15 protein-coding genes are annotated in these 16,726 nt (G+C 66.7%); 13 read left to right on the forward strand and 2 right to left on the reverse strand.

Annotated features, from left to right (window positions below; translation table 11 throughout):
• Positions 1–66 precede the first annotated feature (66 nt).
• From BMY12_RS03510 to ubiA, 4 genes are all read left to right on the forward strand, one after another.
• Positions 67–2,232, forward strand: a complete 2,166-nt coding sequence (locus BMY12_RS03510) for a RelA/SpoT family protein (protein ID WP_093282106.1) — start codon at positions 67–69, stop codon at positions 2,230–2,232.
• 829 nt (positions 2,233–3,061) lie between these two features.
• Positions 3,062–3,445 carry a Rid family detoxifying hydrolase gene (locus tag BMY12_RS03515; RefSeq protein WP_093282108.1) on the forward strand — a complete coding sequence of 128 codons (384 nt, stop codon included), beginning with the start codon at positions 3,062–3,064 and terminating at the stop codon, positions 3,443–3,445.
• A gap of 13 nt (positions 3,446–3,458) precedes the next feature.
• The gene (gene recG / locus BMY12_RS03520; RefSeq protein WP_218140070.1) at positions 3,459–5,552 is read left to right on the forward strand and encodes an ATP-dependent DNA helicase RecG; all 2,094 of its coding nucleotides are present in this window, start codon (positions 3,459–3,461) and stop codon (positions 5,550–5,552) included.
• Positions 5,553–5,651: 99 nt separating this feature from the next.
• Complete coding sequence (gene ubiA / locus BMY12_RS03525; RefSeq protein WP_093282111.1) at positions 5,652–6,521, forward strand: 4-hydroxybenzoate octaprenyltransferase; 870 nt, start codon at positions 5,652–5,654, stop codon at positions 6,519–6,521.
• Between the two features lie 92 nt (positions 6,522–6,613).
• On the opposite strand, the gene BMY12_RS03530 is transcribed toward ubiA, so the two are convergent.
• Complete coding sequence (locus tag BMY12_RS03530; RefSeq protein WP_093282114.1) at positions 6,614–7,303, reverse strand: ComF family protein; 690 nt, start codon at positions 7,301–7,303, stop codon at positions 6,614–6,616.
• 156 nt (positions 7,304–7,459) lie between these two features.
• Here BMY12_RS03530 and bioB point away from each other — a divergent pair, with 156 nt between their 5' ends.
• From bioB to BMY12_RS03575, 9 genes are all read left to right on the forward strand, one after another.
• Entirely contained in the window at positions 7,460–8,536 is a 1,077-nt protein-coding gene (gene bioB / locus BMY12_RS03535; protein WP_093282116.1) for a biotin synthase BioB, read from the forward strand.
• An 11-nt stretch (positions 8,537–8,547) separates the two neighbouring features.
• Positions 8,548–9,744 (forward strand): 8-amino-7-oxononanoate synthase, encoded by a 1,197-nt coding sequence (bioF, locus tag BMY12_RS03540; protein WP_245732339.1) that lies wholly within the window; start codon positions 8,548–8,550, stop codon positions 9,742–9,744.
• Between the two features lie 4 nt (positions 9,745–9,748).
• Positions 9,749–10,525 (forward strand): malonyl-ACP O-methyltransferase BioC, encoded by a 777-nt coding sequence (bioC, locus tag BMY12_RS03545; protein ID WP_093282119.1) that lies wholly within the window; start codon positions 9,749–9,751, stop codon positions 10,523–10,525.
• Positions 10,526–10,530: 5 nt separating this feature from the next.
• Positions 10,531–11,202, forward strand: a complete 672-nt coding sequence (bioD, locus tag BMY12_RS03550) for a dethiobiotin synthase (RefSeq protein WP_093282121.1) — start codon at positions 10,531–10,533, stop codon at positions 11,200–11,202.
• A 54-nt stretch (positions 11,203–11,256) separates the two neighbouring features.
• Entirely contained in the window at positions 11,257–11,820 is a 564-nt protein-coding gene (locus tag BMY12_RS03555; protein ID WP_093282124.1) for a DUF2244 domain-containing protein, read from the forward strand.
• Between the two features lie 33 nt (positions 11,821–11,853).
• On the forward strand, positions 11,854–13,104 hold the full coding sequence (coxB, locus tag BMY12_RS03560) for a cytochrome c oxidase subunit II (protein ID WP_093282127.1): 1,251 nt from the start codon (positions 11,854–11,856) through the stop codon (positions 13,102–13,104).
• 33 nt (positions 13,105–13,137) lie between these two features.
• The gene (gene ctaD / locus BMY12_RS03565) at positions 13,138–14,778 is read left to right on the forward strand and encodes a cytochrome c oxidase subunit I (protein ID WP_093282130.1); all 1,641 of its coding nucleotides are present in this window, start codon (positions 13,138–13,140) and stop codon (positions 14,776–14,778) included.
• A gap of 163 nt (positions 14,779–14,941) precedes the next feature.
• Positions 14,942–15,478, forward strand: coding sequence for a cytochrome c oxidase assembly protein (locus tag BMY12_RS03570; protein WP_093282132.1), 537 nt, complete (start codon positions 14,942–14,944; stop codon positions 15,476–15,478).
• A 14-nt stretch (positions 15,479–15,492) separates the two neighbouring features.
• Complete coding sequence (locus BMY12_RS03575) at positions 15,493–16,371, forward strand: cytochrome c oxidase subunit 3 (protein ID WP_093282135.1); 879 nt, start codon at positions 15,493–15,495, stop codon at positions 16,369–16,371.
• 112 nt (positions 16,372–16,483) lie between these two features.
• Here BMY12_RS03575 and BMY12_RS03580 read toward each other — a convergent pair whose 3' ends face one another.
• A complete protein-coding gene (locus BMY12_RS03580) occupies positions 16,484–16,693 on the reverse strand; it encodes a twin transmembrane helix small protein (RefSeq protein WP_093282138.1) in 210 nt (69 codons plus the stop codon).
• Positions 16,694–16,726 lie beyond the last annotated feature (33 nt).

Consider the following 16,726-nt stretch of genomic DNA (forward strand, 5'->3'; position numbering starts at 1 on the left):
GCTCCGTCTTCATTTTCCTCCGCAGCGCCCTTGGCGGCGCTCGCATCCCGCCCCTATATTGGTGGCATGGAACAGCTCACGGTCATCCAGCGTCTCGGACACGCGCTGCGCACGCAGCGCGCCGAGCGCGAATTCGGCATGGACGCGCTGGCGCGCATGCTGGAAGGCTATCTGCCGGAGGACCAGATCGCGCAGGTGCGCCGCGCCGCCGAGTTCGCCAAGAACATGCACGAGGGCCAGCGCCGCTCCTCGGGCGAGCCCTACGTCTATCACCCGCTGGCGGTGGCGCGCATCCTGGCCGAGATGCGCCTGGATCACACCACGCTGATCGCGGCGATACTCCACGACGTCATCGAGGACACAGGCATTTCGCGCGAGCAGCTGGCGCGCGAATTCGGCGAGGACGTGGCGGCGCTGGTGGATGGCGTCAGCAAGATCGGCAAGATGGAAGGCCGCACCCGCGCCGAGATGCAGGCGGAGAGCTTCCGCAAGCTGCTGCTGGCCATGACCCAGGATCTGCGCGTGATTCTGGTCAAGCTGGCGGACCGGCTGCACAACATGCGCACCCTGGGCGCGATGGCCGCCGACAAGCGTCGCCGCATCGCCCGCGAGACCCTGGAAATCTACGCGCCCATCGCCCAGCGCCTGGGCATCTACTTCATCCGCACCGAGCTGGAAGACCTGGCTTTCGCCAATCTCTACCCGCGCCGCTACTCGGTGCTGATGCAGTCGATCAAGGCGCAGCTGGGCGACACCCGCAAGCTGATCCGCGAAGTGGAGCAGCAGCTGTCCAGCGCGCTGCGCGACGAGGGCATCGGCGCCAGCGTGGTGGGCCGGCAGAAGAATCTCTACGGCATCTACCAGAAGATGCGCCGCAAGAAGATGAAGCTGCTCAAGGTCACCGATCTGCTCGGCTTTCGCGTGATCGTCGGCAAGGTGGACGACTGTTACCGCTGTCTGGGCATCGTGCACCATGTCTACAAGCCGGTGCCGGGCGAGTTCAGCGACTACATCGCCAACTCCAAGTCCAACGGCTATCAGTCCCTGCACACCTCCTGCATCGGCCCCAGCGGCCACAAGATCGAGGTGCAGATCCGCACCCGCGACATGCACCACGTCGCCGAGAGCGGCATCGCCGCGCACTGGCAGTACAAGCTGGGCGAGCGTGACAGCCAGGGCGCACCGCAGGCGCGCGCCCGCGAATGGGTGCGCGGCCTGCTCGACGAGTTCGGGGACACCAGCGCCGTGGACTTCGTCGAGAACGTCAAGGTGGACCTGTTCCCCGACGAGGTCTACGTGTTCACGCCGCGCGGCGAAATCCGCCGCCTGCCGCGTGGCGCCACGCCGGTGGACTTCGCCTATGCCGTGCACTCGGAACTGGGCGATCACTGCGTGGCGGCGCGCGTGGATGGTCAGCTGGAGCCGCTCAACAGCCTGCTCAAGCACGGCCAGACCGTGGAAATCATCACCGCGCGCCATGCCCGCCCCAATGCCGCCTGGCTGAATTTCGTGAAGACCGCCAAGGCCCGCGCCTCGGTGCGCAGCTATCTGCGCACGCAGCGCGAGGACGAAGCGGTGCGCCTGGGCCGGCGCCTGCTGGAAATCGCGCTGCGCGAGCTGCATGTGCCGGCCACGGTGCTCAAGGACGAGGAGCGGCTGGCGCCGGTGCTCAAGGCGCATCAGCTGGCCGATGTCGAAGAACTGTTTGCCGCCATCGGCGCGGGCGAGCGTCTGGCGGCGCTGGTGGCGCGGCATTTCCTGCCCGAGGGCACGGCGGCGCAGGCCGAGACTGGCGCCGCCGCGCCGCTGGCCATCGAGGGCACCGAAGGTCTGGTGCTGGACTATGCGCACTGCTGTTATCCGCTGCCGGGTGATGAGATCCGGGGGCATGTCAGCGTCGGGCGCGGCATCGTCGTGCATCGTCTGGATTGCAAGCACGCCAAGGCGCGGCCGCAGGACTGGGTGCCGCTGTCCTGGTCGGAGCGTGTGGAAGGCGATTTCCTCACCGAGATCCGTCTCAAGGTGATGCGCAAGCGCGGCATGCTGGCCAAGATCACCGCCGAAATCGCCGCCGCCGAGAGCTCCATCGAAAACCTGCAGATGCCGGATCGTGCCGGCAGCGAGGCCGTGGAAGTGCGCGTGCTGCTCACCGCGCGCAGCCGCATGCATCTGGCGCGGGTGTTGCGGCGTCTGCGGCGTGTCGATGGCGTGGAGCGTGTGCTGCGCGTCTAAAAGCGCTGCGCACCCAGCTGCAATAAATCGTGGGGCGGCTTGGGCGCGTGAGCGCTGTAAGCCGCCATTCTGTTTGCCTGGTTGATCGCTCGCGATTGGGCCTTGGTTTCGTGCGCCCTTCGGCGCCCGAGGTACTTCTCTTTGCTCGTGCAAAGAGAAGTACCCAAGAGAAAGCACACCCTACGCCTCGCATCCGTCGCCGCTGACGCGGCGCCGGCAGCCTGCGCTGCTCCGCGTGCTCGGGGCCGTTGCAGACACGCCATCCATGGCGCGGCTGCAACTGAGCCGAACTTCCTGTTCGGCTCTCCCACTGCGCTCGCTACGCTGCTCGGTGCGAGGCAAAGGGGTTGAAAAGCAAAGCCACGGCGACAGCAAAGCGACTCTCATCGCTCAAAGCTGCTGTGGCTTTTGACCTTGGGGTCCCCGTCTCTGGCGCTGAGCTGTGCGGCGAGCGCAGGGGAGAGCCGCCCAGGAAGGGCGGCTCAGTTGCGGCCACGCCAGGGATGGCGTGTCCGCAACGGCCCCGAGCACGTTGCACAGATCAGGCACCGGCGTAGCCGGCGCCAGAGCCGGGGTGTGCTTTCTCTTGGTCACTTCTCTTTGCACAAGCAAAGAGAAGTGACTCCGCCGCCGAAGGGCGGCGGAAGAAGCCAATAGATCAAGAGCAGAACCTAGCAGAGAACAGCAAAGCCCAGCGGCTTACAGCGCGCGCCTGACTAACCCGCCCGTGTGCGTTCATGGCGGATGCAGGTTCGCAATTGCGGGCCACGTGCCGCTTCATCGACAATCCACGCCCAAGTCCACCTTCGCATCCACAAGGTCGCAAATCATGGCGCGGCAGATCATTCACAGCGACGCGGCCCCGGCCGCCATCGGCACCTATTCGCAGGCGGTGCGCTGCGGCAATACCGTGTATCTCTCCGGCCAGATCGCGCTCGATGCCAGGACCATGGCGCTGAACAACGCCAGCATCGAGGACGAAATCCATCAGGTGTTCCGCAATCTCGCCGCGGTGGCGCAGGCCGCCGGTGGCGCGCTCAAGGACGTGGCCAAGCTCAACGTCTATCTCACCGACCTGACGCACTTCGCCAAGGTCAACGAAATCATGGCGCAGTACTTCAGCGCGCCGTATCCGGCGCGCGCCGCCGTGGGTGTGGCGGCGCTGCCCAAGGGTGCGCGCGTCGAAGCCGATGGCGTGATGGTGCTGGACTGATCGCGCGGGCCTCGTGAGCGAGCCCCGTCGCTATACCGGCGCCAAGCCGCCGCTGACGCTCGATACCGAGGCCACGTTTCTCAAGGGCGCGGGGCCTGCGGTGGCGCTGCGTCTGCGCGCGCTCGGCATCGAGCGCGTGCGCGATCTGATTTTTCATCTGCCGCTGCGCTACGAGGATCGCCGCAGCCATCAGGCCATTGCACGGCTCAAGCCCGGCGACGAGGTGCTGGTGCGCGGCCAGGTGGTGACCTGCGAGCAGCGCTACGCGCCCAAGCGCACCCTGCGCGTGGTGCTGGACGATGGCACCGGCAGCCTGTTGCTGCGCTTTTTCCATTTCAACGAGGCGCAGAAGAGCAATCTGCAGAACGGCCGCTGGTTGCAGGCCTTCGGCGAGGTGCGCGGCAATGCCGCCGGGCTGGAGATGGTGCACCCGCAGTACCGCCTCGCCGAGCAGGCCGAAGAACTGCAGCCCGAGCAAGGCCTCACGCCGATCTATCCCGCCACCACCGGCCTCACCCAGCAGCGCCTGCGCCAGCTGATCGCGCTGAGCCTGCAGGTGGCGGCGCAGGACGCCGCCCTGGGCACCAAGCTGCCGGGACTGGAGGCGCCGGACACCCTGGCGGCGCTGCAGGCCCTGCATCATCCGCACAGCGAGCGCGATGCCGCGCAGGTCTTGGCCGGCGAGCATCCCGCGCAGCGGCGCCTGAAGCGCGAGGAGCTGCTGGCGCATCAGCTCACCTTGCGCCTGCTGCGCCAGCGCCAGAAGAGCCGGCCGGCACGGGCGCTGAGTGATCCGGTGGCCGCGACGCGCGAGCTGCGCGCAGCCCTGCCGTTTGCGCTGACCGCCGCGCAGCAGCGTGTGCTCGACGAGCTTTGTCATGATCTGCAGCAGGCGCATCCGATGCTGCGTCTGGTGCAGGGTGATGTCGGCAGCGGCAAGACCGTGATTGCCGCCGCCGCGCTGCTGGCCGCCGCGCGCGCCGGCTTTCAGGCGGCGCTGCTGGCGCCCACCGAGCTGCTCGCCGAACAGCATCAGCGCACCCTGGCGCGCTGGTTCGCCCCGCTGGGCTTCGCGCCGGCGCTGCTCAGCAACCGCCTGAAGAAGGCGCAGCGCAATCAGCTGCAGGCTGCGCTGGCGGACGGCTCGCAGGCCATCGTGGTCGGCACGCATGCGGTATTCCAGGACAGCGTGCAGTTCGCGGCGCTGGCGCTGGTGGCGGTGGACGAGCAGCACCGCTTCGGCGTGCAGCAGCGTCTGGCCCTGCGCGAGAAGGGCGGCGCGCACGTGCCGCATCAGCTGATTCTCTCGGCCACACCGATTCCGCGCACCCTGGCGCAGACGCTCTACGCCGATCTGGATATCTCGATCATCGATCAGCTGCCGCCGGGCCGCACGCCGATCCAGACCGTGGTGCTGTCCAATGAAAAACGCGACGAGGTGCTGCGCCGCATCGCCGAGGCCTGTGCGCAGGGCCGGCAGGTGTACTGGGTGTGCACGCTGATCGAAGAATCCGAGGAGCTGGACGCGCAGGCCGCCGAGGCCACTGCCGCGCGTCTGCGCGCCGAGCTGCCGCAGCTGCGTGTGGGCCTGGTGCACGGGCGCATGAAGAGCGAGCTGAAAGACGAGCAGATGCGCGCCTTCCAGGACGGCGCCACGCAGCTGCTGGTGGCCACCACGGTGATCGAGGTCGGCGTGGACGTGCCCAATGCCAGCATCATGGTGATCGAGAACGCCGAGCGCCTGGGCCTCTCGCAGTTGCACCAGCTGCGCGGACGCGTGGGGCGCGGCGCGCAGGCCAGCCAGTGCGTGCTGCTGTACCAGCCGCCGCTGGGCGAGACCGCGCGCGCGCGTCTGGAGACCATGCGCGCCACCACCGACGGCTTCGCCATCGCCCAGCGCGATCTGGAATTGCGCGGCCCTGGCGAGCTGCTGGGCCGGCGCCAGACCGGCGAGATCGGCATGAAGCTCGCCGATCCGATGCGCGATGCGGCGCTGATTCCGCCGCTGCAGAGACTGGCGACGCGTTATCTGGAGCAGGAGCCGGCGCTGGCCAAGCTGCTGATCGCGCGCTGGGTGGGCGACCCGGAGCGTTATGCGCGGGTCTGAAGCGCGCGTGGGGCGTGAGGCAAAGCGGGTGGACCATGTTTCACGCCACACCTCTCAGCTCTCACCTCTCACGATGCGGGAACGCTAAGCTTGCGCGCCATGAATTCACCCACTTTGAGCAGGCTCGCCGATTACGCGCAGCTGATGCGTCTGCATCGGCCCATCGGCATCTATCTGTTGCTGTGGCCGACCTTGTGGGCGCTGTGGCTGGCGGCGGATGGCTGGCCGGGCTGGCATCTGCTGCTGGTGTTCGTGCTGGGCACGGTGCTGATGCGCTCGGCCGGTTGCGCCATCAATGATTTCGCGGATCGTGATTTCGATCCGCATGTCGCACGCACGCGCGAGCGGCCGCTGGCGGCCGGGCGGGTGAAGCCGGGCGAGGCGCTGCGCTTGTTCGTGCTGGTCTCGCTGATTGCCTTCGGTCTGCTGAGCTCGCTGCACAATCTGCAGGCGATCTGGCTGTCGCTGCCGGCGGTGCTGCTGGCCGGCGCCTATCCCTTTGCCAAGCGTCATCTCGACATCCCGCAGGCGATTCTGGGTCTGGCCTTTTCCGCCGGCATTCCCATGGCCTTCGCCGCCGCGCGCCACGACGTGGACTGGCCGCTGGCGACGAGCCTGATTGCCGCCAATCTGCTCTGGGTGATCAGCTACGACACTTATTACGCGATGACGGATCGCGAGGATGATCTGAAAATCGGCGTGCGTTCCTCGGCGATTCTGTTCGGGCGGCATGATCGCCTGATCACCGCGCTGACGCAGGCCCTGTCCCTGGCGATTCTGCTCGGCGTGGGTCTGGCCACGCAGCGTGGCGCCTGGTTCTACGCAGGGCTGGCGGTGGCCACGCTCTGTGCGCTCTACGAGCAATGGCTGATCCGCGAGCGCGAGCCGCAGGCCTGCTTCCGCGCCTTCCTGCATGCGCACTACAGCGGCCTGGCGATCTGGCTGGGCCTGGTGCTTGATTTTCTGTGAGACCGATGGCGGCTTGCGCCGCCAGGGCGCCATCGTTTTCTTGAAGCCCCCTGTCTGCCCGCCTGCGCGGCAATGACAAAGGCTTTTTTGCCTCACGCCACCCGCGCCAGCGCCCAGGCCCAGACTTCGCTGGCGCCGGCGCGGCGGCAGGCACGGGCCAGTTCGTGGAGGGTGGCGCCGGTGGTCATCACATCGTCGAGCAGAATCACGCAGCGGCCGGCCACCCGCGCATCCACCGCGAAAGCATTCCGCAGATTGCGCCGCCGGGCCGCAGCGTCCATGCCGATTTGGTCGGCGGTGGTGCGCAGGCGCCGCGCCCAGCCGGGCTGCAGCGGCAGCTTGAGCTCGCGATGCAGCTCGCGCGCCAGTTCCAGGCTCTGGTTGTAACCGCGTTGCCAGAGGCGCCGGCGGTGCAGCGGCACGGGAATCAGCACCGCCTGCGCGGGCAGGGGACGCGGCGCGGCGCGCGCCATGAGCCGGGCCAGCAGACGCGCCGAGCCGAAGTCGGCGCGGTACTTGATGGCGTGGATGCGCTGCTGCACCGGCGCCTGCAGCTGAAACGGCGCCCAGGCGGCGCCGAAGGCGGGCGGATGCGCGAGACAGTCCGCGCAGACGCCGCGATGGTTTTGCGGACGGGCGCAGCGGGGGCAGGCGCTGTAGTTCCAGGGCAGCTCGGCGGCGCAGGCGGTGCAGATCGCCTGGTCGGCGGAGTGGCTGCCGCAAAACTGGCAGCGGCGCGGCAGCAGGCTGGCCAGGACTTCGTGCCGCCACTTGTCAACCAAACCGTAGCCGCGTGAGTTGACAAGTCGGGTCGCGGCCGAAAACACTAGCCGCGTCACAGCCATGGGCGCCGGGTTTTTGTGCGTCATTGTTGGCTTAAACAACTTCATTCAACTATTCATCACGCCGGAAGCTTCCGGCTTGCCAGGAATTCGCGCATGTCGGCCGTACTCGAATCCCCGCCCCCTGTCGCTCACCCCGACGGTCTGCGCCACGACTGGACGCGTGCCGAAGTGCAGGCGCTTTTTGAGCTGCCCTTCAATGAGCTTTTGTACCGCGCGCAGACCCTGCACCGCCAGTCCTTCGATCCCAACACCGTGCAGCTGTCCACACTGCTGTCGATCAAGACCGGCGCCTGCCCGGAAGACTGCGCCTACTGTCCGCAGTCGGTGCGCTACGAGACCGGCCTGAACAAGGAGCCGCTGATGGCTCTGGACTCGGTGGTGGAAGCGGCCCGCGAAGCCAAGGCCAATGGCGCCTCGCGCTTCTGCATGGGCGCCGCCTGGCGCGCGCCCAAGGATCGCGATCTGGAAAAGGTCGAGGCCATGATCCGCGAGGTGAAGGCTCTGGGGCTGGAGACCTGCGTGACCCTGGGCATGCTCAAGGAGCATCAGGCGCAGCGTCTGGCCGAAGCCGGCCTGGACTACTACAACCACAATCTCGATACCTCGCCGGAGTTCTACGGCAAGATCATCAGCACCCGCACCTACCAGGACCGTCTCGACACCCTGGACAAGGTCCGCGAGGCCGGCATCAAGGTCTGCTGTGGCGGCATCGTCGGCATGGGCGAGGAAAAGCAGGACCGCGCCGAGCTGCTGCGCCAGCTGGCGAACATGGATCACCATCCGGAGTCGGTGCCCATCAACAATCTGGTGCAGGTGGAAGGCACGCCGCTGGCCGGCAGCGAGGCGCTGCATCCCATCGAATTCGTGCGCACCATCGCGGTGGCGCGCATCCTGATGCCCAAGTCCTATGTGCGCCTGTCGGCCGGCCGCACTGCGATGAGCGATGAGCTGCAGGCCATGTGCTTCTTCGCCGGCGCCAATTCCATTTTCTACGGCGAGCGTCTGCTCACCACCTGCAATCCGCAGAATGAAAAGGACCGCGCGCTGATCGCGCGCCTGGGCATGCAGACCGAGAGCAAGGTCGAAGAGCGGGCGCACCCGCACGCGCACCCTGAACAGGGCGGCTGCGGCTCGTCGGCGCCGGCGGCCTCGTCCTGCTGCGAACACTGAAGCCGGCTCCCGTGCCCGAAGGCGCCACGATGCCGGCCGGCAGTCCGCTGCAGAAGCGCCTGAGCGAGGCGCTGGCGCAGATTCGCGCGGCTGATCTGTACCGCCTGCGGCGCGTCATCGACGGCGGCCACGGCGTGCAGCTGCGCGTCAACGGCCGCGACTGCCTGAACTTCTGCAGCAATGACTACCTGGGCCTGGCCAGCGATCCGCGCGTGGCCGAAGCCGCGCGCGCCGCGCTGGCGCAAGGCACCGGCAGCGGTGCCTCGGCGCTGGTCTGCGGCTACAACCGCGAGCACCAGCGCCTGGAGGAAGAACTCGCTGACTTCCTCGGCGCGCCGCGCGTGCTGCTGTTCTCCAGCGGCTGGGCCGCCAATCTCGGCGTGCTGCGCGGCCTGCTCGGGCGCGATGACCATCTTCTGGCGGATGAACTCAACCACGCCTCCCTGATCGATGGCGGCCGGCTTAGCGCGGCGCAATACATGCGCGTGGCACACGCGGACGCCGCTGCCTTCGAGGCCGAGCTGTCGCGCCTCGGTGCGCAGGCAACCGGACTGAAGCTGCTGGTCAGTGATTCGGTGTTCAGCATGGACGGCGATCTCGCGCCGCTGGCCGCACTGCAGAGGCTGGCGCAGCGCCACGGTGCGGCGCTGATGGTGGACGATGCCCACGGCTTCGGTGTGCTCGGCGAGCAGGGGCGCGGCAGCTTCGAGGCTCTGGGCCTGCCCCTGCCGGACATCTATGTCGCCACTGCCGGCAAGGCCCTGGGCTCGTCCGGCGCCTTCGTCGCCGGCAGCCAGGATCTCATCGAATACCTGGTGCAGCGCGCGCGCAGCTGGGTGTTCTCCACCGCACCGCCGCCGGCAATTGCCGCCGCCACGCGCTGTGCCCTGGGCATCATCCGCAGCGAGCCGGAGCGTCGCGCGCAGCTGGGCGCCAACATCCGTCGCCTGCGTGAAGGTGCGCAGCAGCTGGGCATCGTGCTGGGCGATTCGCAGACCGCGATCCAGCCGCTGATTCTCGGCGAAGCGGCGCGCACCCTGGCCGTGTCGGCGGCGCTGTTCGAGCGCGGCTACTGGGTGGCCGGCATCCGCCCGCCGACGGTGCCGAAGAACAGCTCGCGCCTGCGCATCACCTTGAGCGCCACGCACACGGCGGCGCAGATCGACGGCCTGCTCGAAGCGCTGGCGGCCGCGCTGAAGAGCGGTTGAGCGCATGGCCGCGCTGGACCTGAAGCGCGCCGCGCGCAATTTCTCGGCGGCAGCGCCACGCTACGAACGCGCCGCGCTGCTGCAGGCACAGACCCGCGCGCAGCTCCTGCAGCTGCTGCCCGAAACCGCGCCGGCCCGCGTTCTGGACCTGGGCTGCGGCACCGGCCTGGGCGCCCGCGCGCTGCAGCTGCGCTGGCCGCAGGCGCAGCTGCTGGGTCTGGATCTCGCCGAAGGCATGCTGCAGGCCGCGCGCAGCGCCGGGGTTTCACACTGCGTCCGTGCCGATGCGCAGCGCCTGCCGCTGGCCACGGCCAGCGTGGACCTGATCTTCGCCAATCTCTCGCTGCAATGGTGTCCGCAGCTGTCGCAGGCTTTGGCCGAGGCCGCGCGCGTGCTGCGGTCCGGCGGCCTGCTGGCCTGCGCCCTGCCGGCGCCCGGCACCCTGCGTGAGCTGCGTCTGGCCTGGCGGCAGATCGACACGGCCGAGCATGTGCATCGCTTCGCCTCGCCGGCGCAGCTGCGCGCCCTGGCGCAGGCGGCGGGTCTGCTGCCGGAACACGAGCTGCTGCGCTCGCATCCTTTCTGGCATGCCGATGTGCGCGAGCTGATGCAGGGCCTGCGCGAGATCGGCGCCGGCAATGCCAGTGCCGCGCGGCGTCGCGGCCTGCTCGGGCGCGGTACGCTGGCGCAGCTGGAGGCGGCCTATGCGCCCTGGCGCCAGGAGCAGGGCCTGCGTGCCAGCTGGGAAATCGTCTACCTGCTGCTGCGCAAGCCGGGCTGAAAGCCATGTCCCGGACCGTGTTCATCACCGGCACCGATACCGGCGTGGGCAAGAGCCATGTCGCCTGCGCCCTGCTGCGCGCGGCGCGTGCCGCCGGCATCGACGCCGTGGGCTACAAGCCGGTGGCCTCCGGCTGCGAGCAGACCCCTGACGGCTGGCGCAATGCGGATGCTCTGGCGCTGCAGTCCGCCGGCGCCTTCGAGCCTTATGAATGCATCAATCCCGTCGCGCTGCCCGAGGCCATCGCCCCGCATCTGGCGGCGCGGGCGCAGGGCCTGCGCATTGATACGCAGCAGCTCGGTGCCGGCCATGCGGCGCTGGCCGCACGCCATGAGCTGGTGATCGTCGAGGGCGCCGGCGGCTGGCGCGTGCCGCTCAATGATGAGCAGGAACTCGCCGATTGGGTGAGCGCGCAGCGCTGGCCGGTGCTGCTGGTGGTGGGCCTGCGCCTGGGCTGCATCAATCACGCCTTGCTGAGCGCGGAGTCCATCGCGGCGCGGGCCCCGCTGCTGGGCTGGATTGGCAATGCACTGCCGCCCCTGCAGCAAAACTGGCAGGACAATCTCGACAGCCTGCGCCAGCGCATGCCGGCGGCCTGCCTGGGCACCTTTGCGCCGGGCAGTATGGCGACGATGCCGATCCTGCAAGCGGTGCTGGACGCCCTGCGCCGGCCTTAAGAACTTTCAAACCGGCAAACAAGAATTATTTTCTTGACGCTTTGATCTGGATCAATGCGTTTTTCTTTGCGCCTGTTTCACGCGATGCTCTACAATCGGAAACAAGGTCCCAAGTGTGTCACCCCGATGGTGCGCGATACCCAAATCGTCATCGGCCCCAATGCCTCGCTGTCGGTCACACAGGCTTGGTTGTTCATGGGACTGACCGCGCTGGTGTCGATGGTGATCGGCATTGCGATGGTGTCGCAGGGTTTGTGGCCGGTGCTGCCGTTTGCCGGTCTGGAACTGCTGGCGCTGGGTGCGGGCTTGTATGTATCGGTACGTCGTAACGCCTATAGAGAAGTGATCCGTTTCGGGGAAGAAACGGTCTACATCGAATTCGGTGCCCTGGGGCGTGGCGTGCTGGCTTCTGCCAGCCTGCCGCGCTACTGGGTGCGAGCGGTTCTGGAAGCGGGGGGGTCGGCGCATGCGCCGACGCAGTTGGCTCTGGTGTATGCCGGCCAGCGTGTACGCATCGGTCGTTGCCTGACGGATGAAGAACGCGAACTGTTGCACCAGCGTCTGCAGGACTTGTTGTCATCGACCCGGCGAATGCCGGGCACGCCGGAGCAAAACTAGCCGGCGCACGACATGATCTTTGGAGAGCGATCGATGTTGATGAAGGGATGGCTGAGCCGTTTGGCGGCAGGTACCGGTCTGGTGATGGCGAGCTTCGGCGCCTGGGCCTATACGCAGACCAGCGGGGGCTACAACATGCCCACCGGTGTGACCGAAATCAGCCACGCCGTGCACAAGGTGCACATGGCCGCTTTCTGGACCTGTGTGGCAATCGCGGTGGTGGTGTTCGGCGCGATGACCTGGTCGATCATCAATCACCGTCGCAGCAAGCACCCCAAGGCCGCCGATTTCCACGAAAGCGTGAAGGTGGAAATCCTCTGGACCATCGCGCCCTTCGTGATTCTGATCTCGCTGGCCGTGCCGGCTGCCGGCACTCTGATCCGCATGGAAGACACCCGCGGCTCGGACATGACCGTGAAGGTCACCGGCTACCAGTGGAAGTGGCAGTACGAATACCTGGGCGAGAACGTCTCCTACTTCTCGACCCTCACCGCCGAGTCCAATGCCGCGCGTCAGCTGCATTCCGGCGTCGACGTCACCAAGGTGGAGAACTACCTGGTGGACGTGGACAACCCCCTGGTGCTGCCGGTGGGCAAGAAGATCCGCTTCCTGATCACCGCCAATGATGTGATTCACGCCTGGTGGGTGCCGGAGCTGGCGGTGAAGAAGGACGCCATTCCGGGCTACGTCAACGAGATCTGGACCAAGATCGAACAGCCGGGCACCTATCGCGGCGTCTGCGCCGAGCTCTGCGGCCGCGACCACGGCTTCATGCCGATCGTGGTCAAGGCCGTCAGCGAAGACGAGTACAAGGCCTTTATCGCAGCGAAGAAGGGTGGCACTGCGGTAGCCGCCGCTGCGCCGGTGGCCAGCGACGCGGCGCCGGCCGCCGAGCCTGCACCTGCTGCGGCGCCCGCGCCGGCAGCGGTGGAAGTTGCCGCCGCCGACACCAAGGCCGCCGCGCCTGCGCCGGCCGCCAAGGAAGAGGGCAAGGATGAGCTGATGAAGAAGGGCGAGGCCGTGTACAAGGCCAACTGTGCCGCCTGCCATCAGGCCAACGGCACCGGCCTGCCGCCGAATTTCCCCTCGCTGGTCAACAGCAAGGTCGCCAACGGCCCGGCCGATGCGCACGTCACGCAGATTCTCAAGGGCAAGAACCTGATGCCGCCCTTCCCGCAGCTGTCGGATGAAGATGTCGCCGCGGTTGCCACCTATGAACGTCTGTCCTGGGGCAACAAGGGCAGCGTGGTGCAGCCGGCGCAGGTCGCCGCGCTGCGCAAGTAAGAAGTCCGCCCCACACGGAATCTGGAGTAGAACATGGCTCACGCTCACGACGATCACGCTCACGGCGGACACGGTCACGACGATCATGCGCACGGTCCCGACAAGGGCATCATGCGCTGGATCAAGACCACCAATCACAAGGATCTGGGTACGCTGTACCTGTTCTTTGCCTTCATCATGTTCTTCATCGGCGGCCTGATGTCGCTGGTGATCCGCGCCGAACTCTTCCATCCGGGACTGCAGTTCGTCGATCCGGAGTTCTTCAACCAGATGACCACGCTGCACGCGCTGGTCATGATCTTCGGCGGCCTGATGCCGGCCTTCACGGGTCTGGCGAACTGGATGGTGCCGATGATGATCGGCTGCTCCGACCTCGCCCTGCCGCGCGTCAACAACTGGGGCTTCTGGCTGCTGCCGTTCGCCTTCACCATGCTGCTGAGCACGATGTTCATGCCCGGCGGCGGCCCCGCTGGCGGCTGGACCCTGTATCCGCCGCTGTCGCTGCAGACCGCCAACGCCTTCCCGTTCCTGATCTTCTCGATCCACCTCATGGGTATCTCGTCGATCACCGGCGCGATCAACGTGGTGGTGACGATCCTGAACATGCGCACGCCGGGCATGACCCTGCTGAAGATGCCGCTGTTCGCCTGGACCTGGCTGATCACCGGCTATCTGCTGATCGCGGTGATGCCGGTGCTCGCCGGCGCCGTGACCATGCTGCTCACCGACAAGTACTTCGGCACCAGCTTCTTCTCGGCGGCTGGCGGCGGCGACCCCGTCCTGTTCCAGCATGTCTTCTGGTTCTTCGGTCACCCCGAGGTCTACATCCTGATCCTGCCGGCCTTCGGCATCGTCTCGACCATCATCCCGACTTTCGCGCGCAAGCAGCTGTTCGGTTATGACTCGATGGTGTATGCCACCGCCGGCATCGCCTTCCTGTCCTTCATCGTCTGGGCGCACCACATGTTCACGGTCGGCATGCCGCTGGCCGGTGAGCTGTTCTTCATGTTCGCCACCATGCTGATCGCCGTGCCCACGGGCGTGAAGGTGTTCAACTGGGTGGCCACCATGTGGCGCGGTTCGATGACCTTCGAAACGCCGATGCTGTTCGCGGTGGGCTTCGTGTTCCTGTTCACCATCGGCGGCTTCTCCGGCGTGATGCTGGCCATGACCCCGGTGGACTTCCAGTACCACGACACCTACTTCGTGGTCGCGCACTTCCACTACGTGCTGGTGCCGGGTGCGGTGTTCTCGGTGATTGCCGCCATCTACTACTGGATCCCGAAGTGGACCGGCCGCATGTACAACGAGTTCTGGGGCAAGACGCACTTCTGGCTCTCGACCATCTTCATCAATCTCACCTTCTTCCCGCAGCACTTCGCCGGTCTGGCCGGCATGCAGCGCCGCGTGCCGGACTATGCCCTGCAGTTCACGGACTTCAACGTGATCAGCTCGATCGGCGCCTTCGGCTTCTTCGTCTCGCAGTTCATCTTCATCTTCAATGTGCTGGCCAGCTGCTACGGCTGGTTCGGCCGCCAGCGCAATGCCCCGGACCGCGTCTGGGAAGGCGCGCGTGGCCTGGAGTGGACGGTGCCCTCGCCGGCGCCTTACCACACCTTCGAAGATCCGCCCGAGCTGCCGGCGCATGAAGTGACCGGCGTGCACGATCACTGATGTCATGCCGCCGGGACCGGTCCACCCCGGTCCCCGGCGCAGGTATCGAAGCGATGAGCGAAAAAGACAGCAGCAGGGCCCGGCGCAGTGTGCTGCTGTTCTGGGTGCACCTGGCGCTGGCGGTGCTGGTCGTGGCGGGATTCGTCTATTCGGTGGCGCACAAATGAGCACGGCCACGCAGCGGCACTGGGTGCGTCTGCTGCTGGTGACCGCCGGCATGTTCGGCTTCGGCTTCGCCTCGGCGCCGCTGTACAACAAGCTCTGCTATGCGATGGGGCTCAACGGCCGCATCGAGAACAAGGCGGCGGAGTCGGCGGCGATAGCCGTGGACACCAGCCGGCAGGTGACGGTGGAGTTCGTGACCACGGTCAACGGCGGGCGGCCCTGGGAGTTCAAGCCGGATCAGGCGCAGACGCAGCTGCATCCGGGCGAGTACCGCACCGTGAGCTTCTTCCTGCGCAACACGCAGGATCAGGCCATCACGGCGCAGGCGGTTCCCAATATCGCGCCGCCGGAAGCCGCGCAGTATCTGCACAAGACGGAATGTTTCTGTTTCAAGCAGCAGGCCTTTGCCTCGGGAGAGGGCCGGCACATGCCGGTGGTGTTCACGGTCGATCCGAATCTGCCCAAGGACATCGACCACATCACGCTGGCCTATACCTTTTTTGATGTCACCAAGGTCGCGCAGGCGGCCAATTAATCAGGAGCTTCACGATGGGAACGCAAGCTGCTCAAAAATCCGAGCGTTACTTCGTCCCGCAGCCCAGCGCCTGGCCGTTCGTGCTGACGGCTTCGCTGATCGCGCTGCTGGGCGGCGTGTCGGCTTATCTGGAAGAAGACCACATCGGCCCGATTCCCATCTATGCCGGCTTGGCCGTGGCGATCTACATCATCTTCCGCTGGTTCCGCGGCGTGGCCCTGGAAAGCGAAGGCGGGATGTACAGCGCACAGGTCGGCCGCACGTACCGCTGGGGCATGTCCTGGTTCATCTTCTCCGAGGTGATGTTCTTCGGTGCCTTCTTCGGCGCGCTGTTCTACGCGCGTGAACTCTCGCTGCCCTGGCTGGGTGGCGAAGGTTCCAAGATCGCCACCAATCTCACGCTGTGGCCGGGCTTCGAAGCGCACTGGCCGTCCAACGGTCCGGCGCAGCTGGGCGGCGCGTTCAAGACCATCCCGGCGTTTTCGGTGCCGGCGATCAACACCGCGATCCTGCTGACCTCGGGTGTCACCATCACCATGGCGCACCACGCGCTGAAGGCCAGCAAGCGCGGCGCCTGCATCCTCTGGATGTGGGCGACGGTGGCCCTGGGCTGCGCCTTCCTGTATCTGCAGGCGCATGAGTACATCGAGGCCTACACCGAGCTGAACCTGACCCTGCGCTCGGGCATCTACGGTTCCACCTTCTTCATGCTCACCGGCTTCCACGGCATGCATGTGACGCTGGGCACCATCATGCTGATCTCGATCACGCTGCGCCTGATGTCGGGGCACTTCAAGCCGGATTCGCACTTCGGCTTCGAGGGCGTGGCCTGGTACTGGCACTTCGTGGACGTGGTCTGGCTCGGCCTGTTCGTGGTGGTTTACTGGCTCTGAAGTCTCGGGCCCTGGATCAAAAAAGGCGGCCCCGGTGGGGCCGCCTTTTTCGTGTGCGCAGGCGTGCGATAGTGACGCTGCCGCCGGACGCCGCAAAAGTTTCGAAAGGGTTTTATGGGATCAGGCCGTGCGGCTGAATCCAGCCCATGTAGTAGGACACGATCAGCAGGGCGAACAGCGCCACCGAGAGTGCGACGCGGATCTTCAGGCCGGTGAGGGTGCGGCGCCGCTCGCTGCCGTCGCGGACCAGAAACACCATGCTGCTCATGAGGCTGGCGAGCACGGCAATCAGCAGGACGACGATGATGATTTTGACGAGCATGAAGGCGGGAAGTGAGCAGGCACGAGCGGCCAT

It is taken from the genome of Solimonas aquatica (genome assembly GCF_900111015.1).
GTDB classification, from domain to species: Bacteria; Pseudomonadota; Gammaproteobacteria; order Nevskiales; family Nevskiaceae; genus Solimonas; species Solimonas aquatica.